The 21,006-nt window shown below is 45.0% G+C and carries 14 protein-coding genes; 6 read left to right on the top strand and 8 right to left on the bottom strand.

Annotation, left to right across the window (positions count from 1 at the left end; translation table 11 throughout):
• Positions 1-70: 70 nt before the first annotated feature.
• From ACFI6J_RS13510 to lysC, 6 genes are all read left to right on the top strand, one after another.
• Complete coding sequence (locus ACFI6J_RS13510) at positions 71-1,297, top strand: PQQ-dependent sugar dehydrogenase (protein ID WP_462586215.1); 1,227 nt, start codon at positions 71-73, stop codon at positions 1,295-1,297.
• A gap of 399 nt (positions 1,298-1,696) precedes the next feature.
• Positions 1,697-4,507: a bifunctional aconitate hydratase 2/2-methylisocitrate dehydratase gene (locus tag ACFI6J_RS13505; RefSeq protein WP_374960422.1), complete on the top strand. Its 2,811-nt coding sequence runs from the start codon at positions 1,697-1,699 to the stop codon at positions 4,505-4,507.
• Positions 4,508-5,010: 503 nt separating this feature from the next.
• A complete protein-coding gene (locus ACFI6J_RS13500) occupies positions 5,011-5,964 on the top strand; it encodes a DNA ligase (protein ID WP_187446185.1) in 954 nt (317 codons plus the stop codon).
• Between the two features lie 359 nt (positions 5,965-6,323).
• Complete coding sequence (gene acnB, locus ACFI6J_RS13495; protein ID WP_462586214.1) at positions 6,324-8,936, top strand: bifunctional aconitate hydratase 2/2-methylisocitrate dehydratase; 2,613 nt, start codon at positions 6,324-6,326, stop codon at positions 8,934-8,936.
• A gap of 71 nt (positions 8,937-9,007) precedes the next feature.
• Positions 9,008-9,457, top strand: coding sequence for a DUF192 domain-containing protein (locus ACFI6J_RS13490; RefSeq protein WP_014948302.1), 450 nt, complete (start codon positions 9,008-9,010; stop codon positions 9,455-9,457).
• 60 nt (positions 9,458-9,517) lie between these two features.
• Positions 9,518-10,867, top strand: coding sequence for a lysine-sensitive aspartokinase 3 (gene lysC, locus ACFI6J_RS13485; RefSeq protein ID WP_462586213.1), 1,350 nt, complete (start codon positions 9,518-9,520; stop codon positions 10,865-10,867).
• Between the two features lie 64 nt (positions 10,868-10,931).
• Here lysC and ACFI6J_RS13480 read toward each other — a convergent pair whose 3' ends face one another.
• From ACFI6J_RS13480 to lptD, 8 genes are all read right to left on the bottom strand, one after another.
• Positions 10,932-11,513: an SOUL family heme-binding protein gene (locus ACFI6J_RS13480; protein ID WP_014975692.1), complete on the bottom strand. Its 582-nt coding sequence runs from the start codon at positions 11,511-11,513 to the stop codon at positions 10,932-10,934.
• Positions 11,514-11,740: 227 nt separating this feature from the next.
• A complete protein-coding gene (locus ACFI6J_RS13475; RefSeq protein WP_014948305.1) occupies positions 11,741-13,765 on the bottom strand; it encodes a HAMP domain-containing methyl-accepting chemotaxis protein in 2,025 nt (674 codons plus the stop codon).
• A 282-nt stretch (positions 13,766-14,047) separates the two neighbouring features.
• Positions 14,048-14,875, bottom strand: coding sequence for a symmetrical bis(5'-nucleosyl)-tetraphosphatase (locus ACFI6J_RS13470; protein WP_156085947.1), 828 nt, complete (start codon positions 14,873-14,875; stop codon positions 14,048-14,050).
• Between the two features lie 7 nt (positions 14,876-14,882).
• Complete coding sequence (gene apaG / locus ACFI6J_RS13465; RefSeq protein WP_014948307.1) at positions 14,883-15,257, bottom strand: Co2+/Mg2+ efflux protein ApaG; 375 nt, start codon at positions 15,255-15,257, stop codon at positions 14,883-14,885.
• Positions 15,258-15,264: 7 nt separating this feature from the next.
• Positions 15,265-16,092 (bottom strand): 16S rRNA (adenine(1518)-N(6)/adenine(1519)-N(6))-dimethyltransferase RsmA, encoded by an 828-nt coding sequence (gene rsmA, locus ACFI6J_RS13460; protein WP_462586212.1) that lies wholly within the window; start codon positions 16,090-16,092, stop codon positions 15,265-15,267.
• Entirely contained in the window at positions 16,089-17,075 is a 987-nt protein-coding gene (gene pdxA, locus ACFI6J_RS13455) for a 4-hydroxythreonine-4-phosphate dehydrogenase PdxA (RefSeq protein ID WP_014975694.1), read from the bottom strand. The genes rsmA and pdxA overlap by 4 nt, the downstream gene beginning before the upstream one ends.
• A gap of 13 nt (positions 17,076-17,088) precedes the next feature.
• Positions 17,089-18,402, bottom strand: coding sequence for a peptidylprolyl isomerase SurA (gene surA / locus ACFI6J_RS13450; RefSeq protein WP_342290482.1), 1,314 nt, complete (start codon positions 18,400-18,402; stop codon positions 17,089-17,091).
• A 28-nt stretch (positions 18,403-18,430) separates the two neighbouring features.
• Entirely contained in the window at positions 18,431-20,683 is a 2,253-nt protein-coding gene (gene lptD / locus ACFI6J_RS13445) for an LPS assembly protein LptD (RefSeq protein WP_462586211.1), read from the bottom strand.
• Positions 20,684-21,006: the final 323 nt, after the last annotated feature.

The following is a 21,006-nucleotide window of genomic DNA, read 5'->3' as shown; positions in this document are numbered from 1 at the left end:
CAGGCCTCAAATAGTTTGAGCGTGGCAATAGGGTATACCATAGTATGTTAAGTAAAAGAGGACAATCACAATGAAGTCATGGCGTTCGATGATCAGTTTACTGGCTTTTTCTTCATTGGGAGCTGCTTTAGCTCCTGCTTTTGCCGTAACTACTGCCTCTGAACTCACTCAAAAGCACGCATCTAATACTGAGCAACGTGAAGCAGGTAGCTCAAATCTAACGGCCTATGAAAATTTTGACCAGCATGTCGTGACAGAAGATATCGCTACCTCATTGGCGTTTCCCAAGGCCTTAACGACGGTTATCGATAAGGCTCAGGCAAGTACCCATATATTGATAGTAACGCGAGATGGTGAGCTGGTAATTATTGACAATAAGGGGGAAAGTGCGCGGTTTTCTTTAATGCTCGATGACTTGTACACCAAAGGGCAAGGAGGCGTACTCGATCTTCTTATACCTTCGCAATTCCCTGAAGACAGAACCGTGTTGCTGAGTTATTCCAAGGGGAGCGATAGTGCAAACCGTCTTGCCATAGTAAAAGGACAGCTTTCCCTTACTTCTGGCATAACTAACATTCAGCCAGTGTTAGCACTGGCACAAGCCAAAGACACGCCTGTGCACTACGGTGGGAAACTGCTTCAACTAGAGGGCAGTGCTTTAAACACAAAACAGGGCTTTTTGGTTACGACAGGAGATGGCTTTGATTATCGCGAGCAAGCGCAAGTTATCAGTTCACAACTAGGAAAAGTGCTAGGGTTCACAATAGACGGCAAGCCGTTGGCCAACCCTCCTTTTCCTGATAACCCCTTTATTTTTAGTATTGGACACCGCAATCCCCAAGGACTTGTAAAGGGGAGTGACGGCAACCTATTTTTGAATGAGCACGGCCCAGATGGCGGTGATGAAGTAAATCTTCTTCAACAAGGCGCAAATTATGGTTGGCCAGTTGTTACACTAGGCAAAGACTATTCCGGCGCTAGAATTTCGCCTTTTTCGACCTATCCGGGAATGACTGGCCCCATTGTAGACTGGACACCTTCTATAGCGCCATCCTCCATGATCTACTATTCCCATGGGCGTTTCCCGATGCTAGCTAATACGTTACTTGTTACCAGTTTGAAAGCCAAAGCTTTGTATGCTGTTAGAGCCGTATCGAACGAATATATCTCTACAAAAATTTTTGAGGGACCTGGGGAACGGCTGCGGGATATTGCGCTTGATCATCAAGGTAACCTGCTTCTTTTGACCGATGGTGAAAATGGAAGAGTGATCGAGGTATCGCCAAGAGGAAATTAGGCACAGAAAACATTAATAAATGAAATTTTGTTTCAAAATTGATGGTAATTTGTACTGGTAGCACCATAAATAAAATGAATGTCTGTCATAAGTGCAACACTATTATTTATCTTTATTGGTCAAACCATTCAAGCTAAATATCGTCATTGATTTCAAATGGTTTGCTTCTAACTGCATGAAATTATTGGCTTAATTTTGCTTTTAATTAAAATTCGTTTTTCTAGTAAAAATGTAAGTGCTTTAACACAACGACAGTTTAGGCGGGTGAATACCTAACTGTTTACTTTCAGTCATTACGTAACCGCTAAAAATCGGTTAAAATATCCCTCATTTTTATATGCGTATAGCTAAGACCGACTTAACACTACGCCCAAGTAAAACTAAGACCGAGAGAACTATATGAGTTTGTATTCAGAATATCTGGCAGAGATCGAAACCCGTAAAACGGAACTAGGTCTTAACCCTAAGCCAATCGACAGTGCAGATCTGCTGTCTGAAATTATTGCTCAAATTAAAGATACAACAAACGAGCATCGCGAAGACTCTCTAAAATTCTTTATCTATAACACGCTTCCAGGTACTACACCTGCGGCGGGTGTTAAAGCACAATTCCTAAAAGAAATTGTACTTGGCGAAGAAAAAGTAGAAGAAATTACCCCTGAGTTTGCGCTTGAACTACTTTCACACATGAAAGGTGGTCCGTCTGTAGAAGTACTACTAGACCTAGCACTTTCTGATGACGAAGCGGTTGCTAAGCCTGCGGCAGAAGTATTGAAGACTCAAGTTTATCTATACGAAGCTGACACTGAGCGTCTTGAAAATGCATTCAAAGCTGGCAATGCTATTGCTAAAGACGTACTAGAAAGCTACGCAAAAGCTGAATTCTTTACCAAGCTTCCTGATGTTCCAGAGAAAATTGAAGTTGTGACTTACATCGCCGCTGAAGGTGATATCTCAACTGACCTTCTTTCTCCAGGTAACCAAGCGCACTCACGTGCCGACCGTGAACTTCACGGCCAGTGCATGATCTCTCCTGAAGCGCAGCAAGAAATTGTTGAACTTGGTAAGAAGCACCCGAATGCTAAAGTGATGCTTATCGCTGAAAAAGGCACAATGGGTGTAGGTTCATCTCGTATGTCTGGTGTGAACAACGTTGCACTATGGGCAGGTGAGCCAACAAGCCCTTACATTCCATTTGTAAACAAAGCGCCAATTGTTGCTGGTACTAACGGTATTGCGCCAATCTTCCTTACTACTGTTGACGTAACCGGTGGTATTGGTCTTGACCTTAAGAACTGGGTTAAGAAAACTGATGAAAACGGTGAAATCGTTCGCGATGCAAACGGTGACCCAGTACTTGAAGAAGCTTACTCAGTAGCAACTGGTACTGTACTAACTATCGATACTAAGGCGAAGAAGCTTTACAACGGTTCAGAAGAACTTGCTGACGTTTCTGCATCATTTACTCCTCAAAAAATGGAGTTCATGAAAGCCGGTGGTTCTTACGCAGTTGTATTCGGTAAGCAGCTACAGTCTTTCGCAGCACGTACTCTAGGTACAAAAGCGCCAGCCGTATATGCAGCGTCGAAAGAAGTGTCTCACGAAGGCCAAGGCCTAACAGCGGTTGAAAAAATCTTTAACCGAAATGCAGTTGGCGTAAATTCAGATGCTCCGCTTCACGCGGGTTCTGACGTACGCGTTAAAGTAAACATTGTAGGTTCTCAGGATACGACTGGCCCAATGACGTGCCAAGAGCTTGAGTCAATGGCCGCTTCAACGATTTCTCCTGTTGTAGATGGTGCTTACCAGTCTGGTTGTCACACGGCATCAGTATGGGACAAAAAAGCACAAGCTAACATTCCTAAGCTTATGTCGTTCATGAACAACTTTGGTGTAATCACTGCACGTGATCCTAAAGGCGTTTACCATGCAATGACTGACGTTATTCACAAAGTGCTTAACGACATTACAGTAGACGATCGTGCCATTATCATCGGTGGTGACTCGCACACGCGTATGTCTAAAGGTGTAGCATTCGGTGCCGACTCAGGTACGGTAGCACTAGCTCTTGCAACGGGTGAAGCGGCAATGCCAATCCCTGAGTCTGTGAAAGTTACTTTTAAAGGTAGCATGAAAGAGCACATGGACTTCCGTGACGTGGTTCACGCGACTCAAGCGCAAATGCTTAAGCAATTCTCTGGCGAGAACGTGTTCCAAGGTCGTGTAATTGAAGTTCAAATCGGTACTCTATTGGCTGACCAAGCATTCACATTCACTGACTGGTCTGCAGAAATGAAGGCGAAAGCATCAATCTGTATCTCAAATGACGAGACAATGATTGCGTCGCTTGAACTTGCTAAGAGCCGTATCCAAATCATGATCGACAAGGGCATGGACAACGAAGCGAACATGCTTCAAGGCCTAATTGACCTAGCTGATAAGCGTATTGCTGAAATCAAGTCTGGTGAAGAGCCAGCGCTTGCGCCAGATGACAACGCGAAGTACTACGCAGAAGTGGTTATCGATCTAGATCAAATCGACGAGCCAATGATTGCTGACCCAGACGTAAACAACGAAGACGTATCTAAGCGTTATACCCACGACGTTATCCGTCCAGTTTCTTACTACGATGGTAAGCCAGTAGACCTAGGTTTCGTTGGTTCTTGTATGGTGCACAAAGGCGACATGCAAATCATCGCACAAATGCTGCGTAACCTAGAAAAGCTTAACGGTTCTGTTGAATTCAAAGCACCACTAGTTGTAGCTCCACCTACATACAACATCGTTGACGAGCTTAAAGCGGAAGGCGATTGGGACGTTCTAGCGAAATATGCAGGCTTCCAGTTTGATGATGCTAACCCTAAAGAAGTGGCGCGTACTAAGTACGACAACATTCTTTACCTAGAGCGTCCTGGATGTAACCTGTGTATGGGTAACCAAGAAAAGGCTGAGCCTGGCGACACAGTTATCGCGACATCTACACGTCTTTTCCAGGGTCGTGTTGTAGCTGACTCTGCTGAGAAAAAAGGTGAATCACTACTAGGCTCTACACCGCTAGTAGTACTTTCAACGGTTCTTGGTCGTTTCCCAACGACCGAAGAGTACAAGCAAGCGGTTGCAGGCATTGACCTAACTAAGTTTGCTCCACCTTCTGAAGACTTGGCCGTTAAGCCTAAGTTCGAAGCAGATGTAGCTGTTAAGCGCGTATAAGTACTTAACGCTTTCAAACGCATTTAAAAGCCCCAACCTCGTTTGGGACTTCAGACTGTTGAAAAAGCCCCAGACGAAAGTCTGGGGCTTTGATCTAATAGGCATAGTGAAATTCGGAGTGTTCACCATGCTAACCCCAAAGTCTCCACAACAATACGAGTTTGAAACGGTATATATCAATGAACTGGTGCCAGAAGACCACTTGGTTCGTCTGAGCACGATGCCATCAGGTTTATGTTAATAGACAAAAGCGCTTGCTTGGAAACTTACAAACTGCGACGTGATAAAGAAAGAACGGCAGGTGAAGCGTTTGCTGAAGACGTGCTGATCTCAGTTATTGATATTATTACCGACTAGAGCCTTTTCAATTAAGCGAAAAAAACCTTCCTGCGTACAGTTATAAAAATAAAGAAGGCAGAGTAATTTACTCTGCCTTCTTTGTTTTTGCTTCTCTATTAAAAGCGTTAAAGCAAGCAAAGGTTAACACGTTATAGGAAGAGCCGATGCGAAACTTTTTGACTGCTGTATGTGTACTTTCAATCACCGCCATTGCTAACGTTAATGCTAATCACATGCTCGATACTGTCGAGGGGCTGCAGCTTGCTAAGCAATACGATCAAAGTCGCACTGATATTAACGTAGCTGACTATTGGGTTAGTGAGAAGCTAGACGGTATTCGCGCAAGATGGAACGGTACTGAATTACTGACCCGTAATGGGAACAAGATATTCGCGCCAACATGGTTCACCGCTAACTGGCCAGAAACCACTATTGACGGTGAACTTTGGATAGGAAGAGGGGAGTTTGAACGTACGGCTTCTATTGTGCTTTCAACGCTGACAAACATCGAGCCGCATTCTGTCGCTAACGCTTCATCTAGCACAGTGTCTTCAGCAGACACTATTGCCGCAGCAAATTCTCTATCTGCAAAACGCTGGGCCAAAGTTAGATTTATGGCCTTTGACATGCCTATGATGGGTGAGCCCTTTGGTCGGCGACTCAACATGCTTAACAGCCTAAGTAAATCTACACCCAATCCAACGTTTGCAGTTATCCCTCAATTTAAGCTTACGTCTATTGCTTCACTTGATGAAAAGCTGGAGCAAGTAACCCAGGAAGGCGGAGAAGGGTTAATGCTTCATCATGAACAAGCGCTGTACACATCCGGGCGAAGTGACAAGTTGCTCAAAGTAAAACGCTTTGAAGATGCAGAAGGGAAAGTACTGGCACTGCTTCCGGGAAAAGGACGATTTAAGGGAATGATGGGCTCGCTTCTTGTAGAAACGCGAGAAGGCATTCAATTTAAATTAGGAACGGGCTTTTCAGAAAATGAGCGCCAATCTCCGCCCGCTATCGGTAGCTGGGTAACCTTTAAGTACTACGGTTTAACGAAAAATGGAAAGCCAAAGTTTGCAAGCTATCTTCGCATTAGACCTCAGACAGACTTGCCCAAATAACACTTACTTACTGCCAGTATAGTCACAATGAACTGCCTCTCACTTACTGGTATTAATCGTTTACGGTTTGCTTTAATTGAAGAAGCATCGTATACAGCTAACCCTTGTCTTTATCTCTAAAAGCCTTATAACTTACTCACAGGTTAATTACTAAAGTCGCTTTATTGAATTTCAATTAATCGCTTTTTGCGTTTAAAAGTAATGCTATGAATAGCGATTATAAGTGAATTAAAAGGGCTTAAAATTTAAAAAATGAGTCCGTGAAGTTATACTGTTGATGATTTATTAAACACACCTTGCGTCAAGTGCGTACAAGACCGTTTACTCCCATTGCGCAAGCTAACTTAGAGGAAGAGACTGTGTTACAAGACTACCGCAATCACGTTGAAGAACGTGCCGCCCAAAATATTCCACCTAAACCGCTTAACGCTGAACAGGTAGCTGGCCTGGTTGATTTATTAAAGAACCCGCCAGCAGGCGAAGGGGACTTTCTTTTAGAATTGCTGTCAGAACGTGTACCGCCTGGGGTTGATGAGGCAGCTTACGTTAAAGCTGGGTTTTTAAGTGCAATCGCAAAAGGTGAAGACAGTTGTGAGCTTATCTCTAAAGAGAAAGCCGTTGAACTGCTAGGAAATATGCACGGTGGCTACAACATTGCCACTTTAGTGGAGCTACTTGATGATAAAGCGCTTGCGCCGTTGGCAGCAAAAGAGCTGAAACATACCCTTTTAATGTTTGATGCTTATCACGATGTGGAAGAAAAGCACAAAGCGGGTAACGAGCATGCCACTGACATCATTAAATCTTGGGCTGAAGGTGAGTGGTTCACGTCGCGCAAGTTAATGGACGATAAAATCACTTACACCGTGTTTAAAGTAACAGGTGAAACGAACACTGATGATTTGTCGCCAGCCCCTGACGCATGGTCTCGTCCAGATATTCCTCTGCACGCCCTGGCAGCTTACAAAATGCCCCGCGAAGGTTTAGAGCCAGAAGAGCCTGGTGTAAAAGGCCCAATGGCGCAAATAGAACAAGTTAAAAGTAAGGGCTATCCTGTTGCTTTCGTTGGTGATGTAGTTGGAACCGGTTCGTCACGGAAGTCGGCAACTAACTCTGTGTTGTGGTTCTTTGGTGAAGACTTACCGGGTGTGCCTAATAAGCGTGGCGGCGGCGTGTGCATTGGTTCAAAAGTTGCGCCTATCTTCTTTAACACTATGGAAGATGCCGGTGCATTGGTGTTTGAAGCCGATGTAGACAAAATGAACATGGGTGATGTGATAGACATCTATCCGTTTGAAGGCAAAATCACCAACCATGAAACCGGTGAACTTCTTGCAGAATACAGCTATAAGTCGAAGGTGATTCTGGATGAAGTGCGCGCAGGTGGGCGTATCAACCTGATTATTGGTCGTGGCCTTACCGAGAAGGCGCGTGAGACACTAGGTTTAGGCCCAACGGACTTATTTCGTACGCCTGAACAGCCAAAAGACAGTGGAGCGGGTTTCTCGCTAGCGCAGAAAATGGTGGGTAAGGCGTGCGGTGTCGACGGTATTCGCCCAGGCACCTACTGCGAACCTAAAATGACAACCGTGGGCTCGCAAGATACTACAGGCCCCATGACCCGCGATGAGCTTAAAGACCTAGCCTGTCTTGGCTTTACTGCCGATTTAACCATGCAGTCATTCTGTCACACCGCCGCTTACCCAAAGCCGGTGGATATAGAAACGCAGCACACGCTACCTGATTTTATAATGAACCGCGGTGGAGTATCGCTTCGTCCTGGTGACGGCATTATACACAGTTGGTTAAACCGCATGCTGTTGCCTGACACAGTAGGCACGGGTGGTGACTCGCATACTCGTTTCCCCTTAGGCATTTCATTCCCTGCAGGTTCAGGCTTGGTCGCGTTCGCTGCGGCTACTGGCGTTATGCCGCTAGATATGCCCGAGTCGGTATTGGTGCGATTTAAGGGTGAAATGCAGCCGGGCATTACGCTACGCGACCTAGTACACGCCATTCCGCTGTACGCCATTAAACAAGGGCTGTTAACGGTCGAGAAAAAAGGCAAGATCAACGCCTTCTCTGGCCGTATTTTAGAAATCGAAGGGCTAGAGAACTTAACCGTAGAACAGGCGTTCGAGCTTTCTGACGCATCGGCGGAGCGTTCAGCAGCCGGTTGTACTATCAACTTATCTGAAGCGTCGATTGCTGAATACCTGCGTTCAAACATTACCATGCTACGCTGGATGATTAACGAAGGTTATGGCGATCCACGTACCTTAGAGCGTCGCGCGCAAAAAATGGAAGAATGGTTAGCTAACCCTGAATTGATGCGCGCCGATGCAGACGCTGAATACGCCGAGGTTATCGAAATCGATCTTAACGAAATTAAAGAGCCTATTGTGTGCTGCCCTAATGATCCTGACGATGCGAAAACCTTATCTGACGTTGCAGGTGATAAGGTAGACGAGGTCTTCATTGGTTCATGTATGACAAACATTGGTCACTTCCGCGCAGCGGGTAAGCTACTTGAGCAATACAACAAAACACTGCCCACCCGTTTATGGATGTCACCACCGACTAAGATGGACAAAGCTCAATTAATGGAAGAGGGCTATTACAACATTTATGGTCGTGTAGGTGTGCGTACGGAAATGCCGGGCTGCTCACTATGTATGGGTAACCAAGCAAGGGTGGATGCGGGAACAACCGTACTTTCCACGTCTACTCGAAACTTCCCTAACCGCTTGGGCGATGGGGCGAATGTTTATTTGACCTCAGCAGAGCTTGCTGCGGTGGGTGCCATTGTTGGGCGCATTCCAACTGCCGAAGAATACATGGAATACGCCAGCAAAATTAACGCAATGTCGGGTGAAGTATTCCGCTACTTAAACTTCGACAAAATGCCCAGCTTTAAAAAGGCTGAGGAAGAAGCAAAAGCGCGCATTATTCCAACATTGAATGTTGCTTAAAATAGTGTATAAACTACAAAGCCGGTGACCGTTAGGGTGACCGGCTTTTTTATGGCGAAAAGGAATGTCTAATGGGAAAATCTTTCTTTATTGTTGCTGCACTTGTATTAACCTTAGGGTGTGCAAAAGCGCAGGTTGACCCTGTATCGTCGCTGAATTCAGTGGACTTTGAATCCATTACACTTGAGATTGGCGGCAAGCACTATGAAGTTGAGTATGCCAAAACCTTTGAACAACGCGCACAGGGTCTTATGTTTCGCAAAGCCTTGTGTGAAGACTGCGGTATGTTTTTTAAGTTTTCTAGCCCAAAGTTTGCGGGCATGTGGATGAAAAATACCTTTGTTCCTCTAGACGTAGCATTTATCGACAGAAAAGGCGTAATAACGGATATAAAACCTCTCACTCCGCATAGTTTGGAGTCGGTCGGATCATCGAAAGAGGTACTTTACGCGTTGGAAATGAACCAAGGGTGGTTTGCCGAGAATAATATAAAAGTAGGCGACCAAATAACGATTGATTAACCGCGCAAAACGCGCGGTTGCTGCTAGCGAAATGCTAGTTTTATTCTGGAGTTAAATATAGTGACAAATGCCTTATCGATAGCTAAGTTCGGTGGAACTAGCGTTGCGAATTACGAAGTAATGCAAAACTGCGCCCGAATTGTTGCCGGTAATGACAAAACGCGCATTGTGGTAGTGAGCGCTGCGGCAGGTGTAACCAATCACCTGGTAAGCTTAGCGCACACACCTATGACGCAACAGCAAATTGAAGAGACTTGTCAGGCCATTATCAATATTGAGCTTGCCATTCTTAACAAGTTGAAAGATAAAGACACGGTTGAGCCAAAACTCAACGACTTGTTAGATGAAATGCGAAGCTTAGCGTTTCATGAAGAAATCCTTCACCGTGATGATTTAAAAGATCAGCTGCTTTCAATGGGTGAGCGGATGTCATCGCTGATGTTCTCTTCAGTGCTTGCAGAGCAGGGCGTAAAAACCATGAACTTTGACGTACGTAAGGTGTTACGTACGGACAGTGAGTTTGGAGAAGGTGCGCCGCAAATCGAAGAAATCGAAAAGCTGTCTAAACAATTGCTGGCACCTGAAATTAAAGACGCGATAGTGGTTACTCAAGGCTTTGTTGGTGCTGACGAGGAAGGCCGTACTACAACGCTAGGTCGTGGTGGTTCAGATTTTACGGCGGCGCTACTTGCTGAAGCGCTTGATGCCGAATCGTGTGAGATTTGGACTGATGTAACAGGGGTGTACACAACTGACCCGCGCATCACGCCAGCTGCTCATCCGTTACCTGAACTCAGCTTTGAAGAAGCGGCGGAAATGGCCACCTTTGGTGCCAAGGTACTACATCCTGCCACTATGGAGCCTGCGCTTCGCAAGGACATAAAGGTGTTTGTAGGCTCTAGTAAGGAGCCAGAAAAGGGCGGTACTTGGATTGTGCGTGATTGTGAGCACGAACCACCGTATCGCGCTATTACTCGCCGTAAAGAGCAGGTAATGGTGACAGTGAAAACACCGAAGATGATGTATGCGCAAGGCTTCCTGCAGCAGGTATTTGCCATCATCGCTAAGCACAAGCTAAGTGTTGATTTGGTTACCACGTCAGAAATCTCGGTATCTTTTACCCTTGATAACCCTGCAAACTCTGTGGCTCAGCGACTAAACAAAGAAACCATTGCTGAACTTGAAACTATCTGTGATGTGAAAGTAGAAAAAGGTTACGACCTTGTCACGGTTGTAGGTAACAACATGCAAACCGCTGTTGGTGTTTCTAGCAAGATTTTAGCTGCGGTTTCAGATTTCAACCTGCGTATGATTTGCTTTGGCGCCAACCCGCACAACCTATCGTTCTTGGTTAACGAGACCGACAGTGACCACGTGGTTCGCAAGCTTCACACGGCGTTATTTGAATAAGCACCTACTGTGCTGAATGACCCCAAAAAACGGTCGCCTTAAAGGCGGCCGTTTTTATTTCACATCAGTTTGTAGATGATTTCAAAATGTCGACCGGTACAATGATTTCGTGACGTTTATTCCACGGTAGGGTGAAAGGCGAGTCGTAGCCCATATAGCTAGGTTCACCATCAAGCTCAATATTATTGTCCCTAAGGGCTTTAAGCAGTTTATTCGTATACTGCTTCTTATCGCTGTCCTTGTTGAAACCTGAATAACGAATAGCGGCTACCGTTCTCGCTGGTACAGTAACCAGCGATACATCTTTGTGCGTAGGCACAGGAGCGCTTTTAATGTCATATTTGCTGGGCAAGAAAAACATCATTGTTTCTGAAGATGAGACTTCGACAGGAGAGGTCATTGCAATTTCTTGAGAGCGCTTTCCAACTTCTACGGGGGACGTCATTGACACATTGCTACTGGATGTATTCTCACCAGAGATATAATTAAAGAGTAGTTGAAATGCTCCGTTATCTTCATTCCCACTAGACATTACGCCTAACGCTTCATTGTAATGCCTCACTTCAATATCTTCATCAAGGGTCTCGATAATGGAATAGGGAAGGGTTTCTGTATCTTTGTAATATGATGGCTCAGCCTGGATCATTGTTGACGCCAATAAAGTAGTAATGAAAAGAGGCAAGCGAAAACGGGAAAATATCATTCTTTTTTAGTGGTTTGTTACGAATAGTCCTTATACGAATTAAAGCCGATTAATGCTCAGTTAAACTGTTCTAAAGTAACTATCTATGCATTCCTAAAGTGTGCCAGATTAATTGTTAGACACAAAAAAGGGGCTAAAAGCCCCTTCTTAAAACAGGTTTGTAAAAAGCGTTACACTTTAAACTGTCTGATAGACTGTTGTAACTCTTCAGCAAGTCGAGCCACTTCATGGCTAGACTCAGACGTTTGCTGTGCTCCAGCTGTCGTCTCTTCAGCGATACCGACAATAGTTTCAAGCTTTTCGCTGATCTCTTGTGATACCGTATTCTGTTCACGGGCAGACTGCTCAATTTGAGAGCTCACGTCATGGGCTTTGTGAACGGCGTCTGAGATGATATCCAACGCCTGTGTAGCCTTTTCAGTTTGTGCCACACACGCCGCAGTTTGCTCTTTACCTTGATTCATCACCGATACCGCTTTTTCAGCACCCGCTTGAAGCACTTCAATCATAGCGTTGATTTCTTGTGTCGATTCTTGAGTTCGGCTGGCAAGGGTTCTCACTTCATCAGCAACAACCGCAAAGCCTCGACCTTGTTCACCGGCACGCGCTGCCTCAATAGCAGCATTCAAGGCGAGCAGGTTGGTTTGATCTGCAACACCACGGATAACGTCTAAGATGCCACCAATGCTTGCGCTGTCTTGATGAAGCTTATTGATAACGTCTGCCGCTTCTTGAACGTCACGAGATAAGATCTCAATGGTGTTCTTATTCTCTAGTGAGATTTGGCGCACGTTCTCAGCCTCAGCATCCGCATGGCGAATTTGACTTAGTGTATCTTCAGCGTTTTGCACAACCAGCTGCGACGTAGAGTGCATTTCTGTGGTTGCTGTTGCTACTTGGCCAATTTGTGATTTCTGATCCTGAATTGAATGCGTCGTTTGCGCCGTCACTGCAGACGTTTGTTCTGAGGCGGCTGCCAGCTGTTCAGCACGAACGTTAATGGCTGTAATGAGCTCCTTCAGGTTTCCAATTAGCGTATTGCAGTTTCGGGCTAAAAGACCAAATTCGTCTTGCGCCGAATCGTCTAGACGGTGAGTAAGGTCACCCGATGAAGCCACCGTCAGAAGTTCATTTACACGATAAAGCGGACGTGTGATTGCGCGAACGGTCACGTAGCCAATAAATGCTGCTACTGCAATCGAGATAATAACAACCACAATAACGAACGTGTTGCCCGTCGCAATGGCGCCGTTAACCTGACTTTCTACATGTGACGCTTTCTTGTCTGCAAGATTGAGCAGGTTTTCTAGAGCGACAACCGCTTGCGCGATATTTGAGTCTGAAGCGTTAAGCGCTTTTTCAGCATCATTTCTGCGCTCTAGACGATCAACATGAAGCTGAACCACGCCATCGTTAGCTTTAATCGCATTGATTGCGTTGTTAACCAAGTCGTTAATATCATCAAGAGTACCAGAATCATCGCGGCCGCCCGCAGTTTGCATCATGTCGCTTAATTGCGTGACCACTTTCTCGACAACCAAATCAACTTCGTTGCCTAGCGTTTGTGAACGAACCAGTGTCTCTGTTTTAATGTACTCGTATGAAACCGTTAGCAAAGAAAGCAGCGACGTCTCAAGTTGACTGCCGATTTCTGCCGCACGTCGTAGGTTAGGGTCGCGCTGAACAGCATCTAAGTCTGAGAAGTCTAGAAGGTAGGTAGATGCATCGTCTGCGTTGTCTTCAGCGTCACCCAGTCTGTCTTGAATTGTGTTGCGTATATCAAGATACATTTGGTGATTTTTGTACATCGCTTCAACATTGGTGATATATGCTTCATATGACTCACGTACAGTATTCAGCGTGCTCTTTAGTTCAGGCTCGTTATTAACGGCCTGCGCCAGTTTCTTATATTCACTCTCAAAGGTGTCTTTGGCAGAGTTAAAAGACGCTCGTTTGTCTTTTAAGCCATTTAGATCTTCTTCGATGTAGCTCTCGAAGGTAAGTCGGCCCATATTGAGAAAGCTGGCTTTAAGTGCATTGCTGCCTGCTACTGTGGGTAATGCAACGTCATTTACTTCTTCCGTTGCTGAGCCTATTGAGTTGAGGTTATAAAGTGAAACAACACTAATGACGATCAGAAGTGCGCTAATCGCTACAAATCCCCCGATTACGCGTGTGGCTACCGTTATTTTCATCGGAACTCCTGGATGAGTGTTTTTTATTTTTATCCCTAACGATATTACCCGTCTCAGCAAACAAAATATAGCGATTAAAGAAGCTAGTTTGCTTAATTACTGAGTAGATAATGAGACATTATCGTTACTATCGTAAGTAAGTGTATCGGCTACAATAACTTAATGTTTATTTTATTTAGCACTTAAGTGTAGAAAGTTTAACTGGTAATACCAGTTGGTGCTTAAAATTATACACGTAAATATGTGAGAATTGGATAATTGCGGAGCCAGTAAACTCTGGTTTTAGGCAGAAACACTCACAAGCGAAGCGGAGTTCAGGTTTAGCAAAGTCATGCTTTGCCCCCAAACATAGCCTGTATCTAAGCCGATAAATTGATGACTGTTCGTTTGGCCCGACAGAGCTGCCCAATGCCCAAATACCACTCGTTGATCGTCACCGAGCTTTTTATTCTCTACTTCAAACCATGGTTTTAACGTGCTACTAGTGCTGTGGGATACTGCGCTGGGATGAGATTTGTTATCAAAATCGAGTGTGCCATCGGTATGAACAAAACGCATGCGCGTACACGCATTCACAATAAAACGCAGTCGCTCATCACCCTTAAGTTTATCTGACCAGTTGTTGGGTTTATTACCATACATTTCTGAAAGAAAAGCAGCGTAATTGTCGGATTTTAGGATGTTGCTAACTTCGTCACTAAGTGAAACGCACTCATCGATAGACCATTTAGGATAGAGTCCAGCATGCACCATTACTGATTGCTCATCTAACTTCATTGCCAACGGGAACTGACGCAACCAGTCAATAAGTTCGGCCAAGTCTGAAGCATTAAGTAGAGGCTCTAATTTGTCGGATTTTTTTGCTTTGCGGATGCCGTTTACAACGGCAAGTAAGTGAAGGTCGTGGTTTCCTAAAACACTGCTAAACTGGCTGCCGAGAGACTTTAAAAAGCGCAATGTGCTCAAAGAATCTTCTCCTCGAGCAACTAAATCACCTACTGCGAGTAGCGTATCGTTTTCTTCGTCGAATTTTACTTTATCTAACGCGCGACGAAGACCATCGTAACAGCCTTGTATATCACCAATGACGTACGTGTTACCTTGCGACATAGAAACCTTAATGAAGAATACTTGGAATGGCTAATCGGAAAACGTCGATAGGAACGCGAAAACGCTCGCCGCTCTCTAATTCCATTACATAGTAGCCTTCCATATTCCCAACCGGCGTGTCAATGACAGCGCCACTGGTATAGTCAAAATGCTCGCCCGCTTTCATGATAGGTTGCTTGCCTACAACCCCATCACCTTCAACTTCTGATGTTTTGCCATTTGCATCGGTAATTTTCCAGTAGCGACTGAGTAATTGCACCGTATGGTCGCTATTGTTCTCAATCGTAATGTGGTACGCGAAGGCAAATTGCTTTGAATCTGACGGAAGGTGGTCGGGAAGGTGACGGGTTTTCACCCGCACCTTAATATCAAGTACATCCATAGAGAACTTACTGCTCTTGTTGGTGCTCTTTTGCCGACACAGCGTTTGCTATTGTGGCAAAATCGTTAAGTGATAATACTTCTGCGCGAGAGGTAGGATCGATACCTAGCTCACGGATCTCCTCTTCACTTAAACTGTCTTTCAGCGAGTTGCGAATGGTTTTTCGGCGCTGGTTGAACGCTTGTGCACAGACGCGCTCAAGCGTATTTACAGACTCAACGTCTACTGGCGGAGCCTGATGCGGCACTAGCTTCACTACTGCAGAATCAACCTTCGGGGGTGGCTTAAAGGCACCCGGCGGAACATTGAGTACCGGAATGACGTGGCAGTAATACTGCGCCATAACGGAAAGCCTGCCGTAATTCTTAGAACCTGGTCCTGCTGCCAAGCGGTTTACCACTTCTTTTTGAAGCATAAAATGCATATCTTCTATGCAGTGAGCATGATCAAAAAGGTGAAACATTAGTGGTGTCGAAATGTTGTAGGGCAAGTTACCAAATACGCGAAGCTTTTTGTCTTTGACTGGCATTTCTTTGCACAAAGCACCGAAATCCATTGTCATCGCATCTTGTTCAATAACCGTTAGCTTATTGCCGTTAAATGGATGGTGTCTCAATCGCTTAGCAAGATCTCTGTCTAGCTCAATGACTGTGAGTGCATCTACTTCTTCACAAACAGGATCTGTTAATGCGCCTAAACCTGGTCCAATTTCTACCAGGTTTTGTTCATTTTGTGGCGCGATGGCCGCAACAATCTTGCCTATCACGTAATCATCGTGAAGGAAGTTTTGTCCGAATCGCTTTCTGGCCGTATGGCCTAAGTGTGTTTTACTCATTGTTGATGATGTGCAAGCTCGATGGCTTTTTCCAATGCTTTTCTGAAACTACCGGCGTCGGCTTCACCTGTTCCTGCTAAGTCTAATGCAGTACCGTGATCTACCGATGTACGAACGAAAGGTAACCCTAGCGTGATATTCACTGAAGCCCCAAAACCCTTATATTTTAGCACGGGTAAGCCTTGGTCGTGATACATAGCCAGCACTACGTCAGCATTTTCCAGATATTTGGGTTGAAATATGGTGTCTGCAGGTAGAGGGCCTGTGATCTTTAAGCCTTCTTCTCTTAGTTCGTTAAGCGCCGGAATGATGGTATGAATTTCTTCAGTGCCAATGTGACCATCTTCACCCGCGTGAGGGTTCAAGCCACACACATAAATGTGAGGCTCTTTAACGCCAAACTTCAATTTAAGGTCGGTGTTGATGATATGAATGACCTTATGAAGACGCTCTCGGGTGATAGCTTTCGCTACATACTCAAGGGGAATATGCGTGGTGGCAAGCGCTACATTAAGACCTTCAGTTGCCAGAAGCATAACCACATCAATGGTATTGGACTGATACGCAAAAAACTCAGTATGACCGCTGAATGATACCCCTGCTTTGTTGATAATGCCTTTGTGTACGGGGCCGGTAACGACGGCGTCGAAGTCGCCATCCATATTTGCCTGACACGCCTGGCGCAGAGTTTCTACTACGTATAACCCGTTTTCGCTATCAAGCTCGCCTGGCGTAACGTCAACGGATTTATCTATTTGCTTTATAAACAACGAACCCGCATCTTGAATTTGCGGGTTAGTGGCATCGTAATCGATTAGCGTTAATGGCAGCCCCAAGGCGCTTGCTCGTGCTTTGAGCATTTCGCCATCGGCAAACACGACAAGCTGCGCTTGCCATGCTTCCTGGGCCAGTTTTATGATCAAATCTGGCCCGATACCTGCCGGTTCTCCCGGCGTTATTGCTATTTTAATTGGTGTACTCATGAATAACTTATTGTTACGAGTCGACAACTTCTACGTAAGCGGCATCACGCATCTCACGTAACCAGTTCTCGGTTTCCTCTGAAAATTTACGGTTGAAGATAAGCTGGTAAGCTTTATCTTCTTTGCGCTTATCGGTAGCGTCATCAATACGACGTTCAATAAGCTGAATTAAATGCCAGCCGTGCACGGTACGAACAGGTTCACTAAATTCTCCAGGCTCAAGCTGTGCAAGTGCGTCTTTAAACTCAGGCACGTAATTATTTGGATCCGACCAGCCAAGCTCGCCACCGCGAAGGGCTGAACCAGGATCTTCTGAATGCTCTTTAGCTAGCTCTGCAAAATCAGCTTCACCATTTTTCACCTCTTCCTTGAAGCGGTTTAGCATGGCTTTAGCTTTGTCTTCGCTAAGAATGATTGACGGCTTAACAAGAATGTGGCGAGAGTTTACTTCTTCCACCGTGACTTTCTCAATACCGCGCGTATCTAATACTTTTAGGATATGAAAGCCTGCACCGCTTCGAATAGGACCAACAAGAGCATCTTTGTCTTTGTTTTGAATAGCTTCAGCAAAAAGCGTCGGCATGGCGTTAATGTTAAGCCAGCCCATGTCACCGCCTTCGAGCGCTTCGTTACCTGATGATGACGCAATGGCGATTTTAGCAAAATCAGAGCCTGACTCTAATAGTGAAATGACTTTGTCTGCACGCTCACGTGCCGATTGAATATCATCATCTGTAGGCTCTGGCGGGAAACCAATAAGAATGTGACCTAAGCGATATTCAGCTTGAGTAGCGCCCTGCTGTTCCATCAGGTCAATCAAGGTTTCAATTTCTTGAGGTGTAATATAAACACGGCGACGTACGTTAGCACGACGAACTTCACCCATGATAACTTCTTCGCGAATGTCTTCGCGGTAATCATCGTATGCAATACCTTCTGCCGCTAATTGGGCACGAAGTTCTTCAATCGTTGCATTTTGATTCGCTGCAATGTTGCTAATGGTTTGCTCTAACTGTGGATCGCTAATGCGAATACCCATACGCTCTGCCATTTGAAGCTGAAGGCTCTTAGTGATTAAACGCTCAATGGCCTGTGTACGAAGCGCACGATCTGACGGTAGCTGTTGATTATTAGCTTCTGCGTTGCGTTTAACGTCTTGTACAAGGGCATCAATTTCGCTTTCAAGCACAACACCTTGGTCAACAATTACGGCCACGCGGTCAAGCATGACCTCTTGCGCAACACTGTTAAACGAGAGTAGGGCACCTAACATCAATGCACGGATAATGAACTTCATACACACTCTTTTATTATTGGTTGATTGCATTTAAGCGCTGTAAGCGCTCAACTGCGGGTTAATTTAAACTATAAGGCTGACGATAGCCAAACATACCGTCTTGAAGCATGCTTCTTTGGGTACCAGATGACCCGATGCCTTTGAAAATAAATTGTAGCGATATTCCAGAATCAAAATCGTCTGTTGTCTGTTCGCCGCTAGCATTGTAACGGTTGTTCAGACTGCGCTGCGCAACTAATCGCACCGCCCAACAGCATGATTCATACTGGATACCTGCATAGGTTTCTACACTTCTATTGCGTTCAAGATCTCGGTAAATACGGCCAACCCACTGCCAATTTTCAGAAATAGGCCAGCTTGCCGAAATACCAATTTGATCTATGGTTTCACCACTGAGATCGCGAACATAGCGATGACTTAATTGAATAAAGCGCGAATCATCCTTGCGGTATTCAATACCCACACTGCTTAAGTCAACTTTGTCTGTGTCAGTGGTCACTTGCACATCAGAATGGAAGAACCAGTTTTTATTAAAGCGCCAATCCACTTCAGCGGCGAGCGCTGAACGATCTTGATTCTTGGTTGCCGCAATGACTTTGTTATCTTCAAGGTAGAATATCTGACCCACACTAAGAACAAATTGTTCCCGATTGTTTTTATCCAACATGCGTGTGGTCGCGCCAAGGGTGATTTGGTTGTTATCGCTTATTCTATCAAGGCCAGTAAATTCCTGACCTCTAAACAATCCTTCAACGTCGGTTAACAGCGGCGTTGAGTCATAGAATCCAATCGCAGTTTGGTCTTCATACGATGTATAAAGATATTGAATCTTTGGCTCTAAAGTCATCGACATATCGTCGCTGAACCACGATTTATCCCTTTCAAAATATAATGCGCCATAAAGGCGAGCTTGTCCTAATGTGCGTTCAACATCTTCTTTTAAGTCAGTTCCTTCAACATTGTCTTGTTGATAAACCGTTTGAAAAAGCGTGGTTTCTGCGACAAGTTCACCCCATGCTGCGCGAAGCGGCACCGCTAAAGTAGGTGCAACGTGAAAACGAGTAGCCGTTGGAGCGGTATCGAGAGTATTGTCAAAGTGTGCGACTTCTGAGTCTAGGTTGAACTCTAGATATTCACCTAACGCTTTGTTGTAGTTGATTTTGATCTCAGGTACGGCGCGATAGCTATCTGCAGTATTACCCAGTACTTCAAAATCTTTTATCTGCATATTTACGGATAGATTTTGCGAGTAGTAACTTAATCCAACGCTACGATATAGGTGGGTGTCAGCGCGACTGTAATAATCTGAACCAAGGTCAACTAAATAGTTGTCGTCACTTAATCCGTTGAAATCAACGTTTAGTAACCAGTTGTCAGCTATAAGCCCTTGATGCTCCAAGCGATAAAAATATCGGTCAGGGTTCCCACTAATATCTGAGTCGCTCGGCAAGTACTCCACGTACGCTTTGCCTTGGCTACGCTCCGTTAGATAACGGAACTCAGTATTCAACTGAAGACCGCGAAGGGTCATCAATCGCGGTGAGATGGTCATGTCATAGTTGGGGGCAATGTTCCAGTAAAAAGGCTGCGTATAGTCGACGCCCGTTCTGCTTGAACTGGTTAACTCTGGAAACAATAAGCCCGTTTGGCGCTCGTTGCTAACAGGGAACGCAAAATACGGTAAATAAAACACTGGAACATCGGCAATGTAGAAGCGTGTGTGTTTGGCTTGGCCCCATACGGTCCCTTTTTCCAAACTAATTTCACTGGCGCGTATTAGCCAGTCTTCATCGCCTTCAGGACACGTAGTGAAGCTAACTTCTTTGAGCACAATTCCCGTGTCTGTATCTAATACAATATCTTTTGCGGCTCCCTGACCCACAAAACCCGTCAGCTGATAGCGGGTATTTTGCATTTCTAAGCGCTCTTCTTCAGAGCGAAGGGTCACGGCATCACTTTCTACTTTTAACTGCGAGTCTTGATACGTTACGTCGCCTTTCGCAATAAGGTCTCTGCCACTTCCGTTAATTTGTGCTTGAGATGCACTAATTACCGCAGTATCTGACGTGATATCAACATTACCAGAAAACAGCGCTACGGTATCTTGGATAATTTCAGTACGGTTAGCTTCAACTTTAACGTGGCCTTTGGGCATTAATGCCTGGCTACTGAAAGTAACAGGTTCGACTGAGCAGAATGCAAGAGGGGCTGCATCTGACGTTGGTTTAGAATTTGAAGCTGTCGTTTCCTGTGCAAACGCGACTGTAGGCAAAAGAGTCGCGGAAACAAGCATGGCGCAGGTGTTTTTCATGCGTTAATGGGCGGCCTGTTTTGTTGTATGTTGCTTTTAAACCCAAGTAAGACGACGTCCGTCTCGGTTAGTTCGACATAACGTTTAAAAAAACAGTGATAATGCACATTACTTCTTGGCAAAGAGTTAATGTAGCTTTCACTCGCTATTACTATTTATATAAGCGCTCAATTCTAAGCACTTCTGTCGTAATTACCAACCATTCAGACAAAAAAATGCACTTTTATATGCACAACACATCAAAGACGGAGGCAATTAGTGGCAGTAAGCTTGATTTCAAGCTGCACAAGCCCTAGTTAATTAACTTATGTATTTGATATGAT

Source organism: Alteromonas sp. G4i13 (assembly GCF_054960505.1).
This window is presented reverse-complemented; position numbering and strand designations above follow the sequence as displayed.

Excerpts from the sequence above, each read along its gene's own strand:
- ACFI6J_RS13500 (WP_187446185.1), top strand. The coding sequence starts at position 5,011 with ATGCGAAACTTTTTGACTGCTGTATGTGTACTTTCAATCACCGCCATT.
- ACFI6J_RS13475 (WP_014948305.1), bottom strand. The coding sequence starts at position 13,765 with ATGAAAATAACGGTAGCCACACGCGTAATCGGGGGATTTGTAGCGATT.
- ACFI6J_RS13490 (WP_014948302.1), top strand. The coding sequence starts at position 9,008 with ATGGGAAAATCTTTCTTTATTGTTGCTGCACTTGTATTAACCTTAGGG.
- lptD (WP_462586211.1), bottom strand. The coding sequence starts at position 20,683 with ATGAAAAACACCTGCGCCATGCTTGTTTCCGCGACTCTTTTGCCTACA.
- ACFI6J_RS13510 (WP_462586215.1), top strand. The coding sequence starts at position 71 with ATGAAGTCATGGCGTTCGATGATCAGTTTACTGGCTTTTTCTTCATTG.
- surA (WP_342290482.1), bottom strand. The coding sequence starts at position 18,402 with ATGCAATCAACCAATAATAAAAGAGTGTGTATGAAGTTCATTATCCGT.
- apaG (WP_014948307.1), bottom strand. The coding sequence starts at position 15,257 with ATGGATGTACTTGATATTAAGGTGCGGGTGAAAACCCGTCACCTTCCC.
- ACFI6J_RS13470 (WP_156085947.1), bottom strand. The coding sequence starts at position 14,875 with ATGTCGCAAGGTAACACGTACGTCATTGGTGATATACAAGGCTGTTAC.
- ACFI6J_RS13480 (WP_014975692.1), bottom strand. The coding sequence starts at position 11,513 with ATGATCCAGGCTGAGCCATCATATTACAAAGATACAGAAACCCTTCCC.
- rsmA (WP_462586212.1), bottom strand. The coding sequence starts at position 16,092 with ATGAGTAAAACACACTTAGGCCATACGGCCAGAAAGCGATTCGGACAA.
- pdxA (WP_014975694.1), bottom strand. The coding sequence starts at position 17,075 with ATGAGTACACCAATTAAAATAGCAATAACGCCGGGAGAACCGGCAGGT.
- ACFI6J_RS13505 (WP_374960422.1), top strand. The coding sequence starts at position 1,697 with ATGAGTTTGTATTCAGAATATCTGGCAGAGATCGAAACCCGTAAAACG.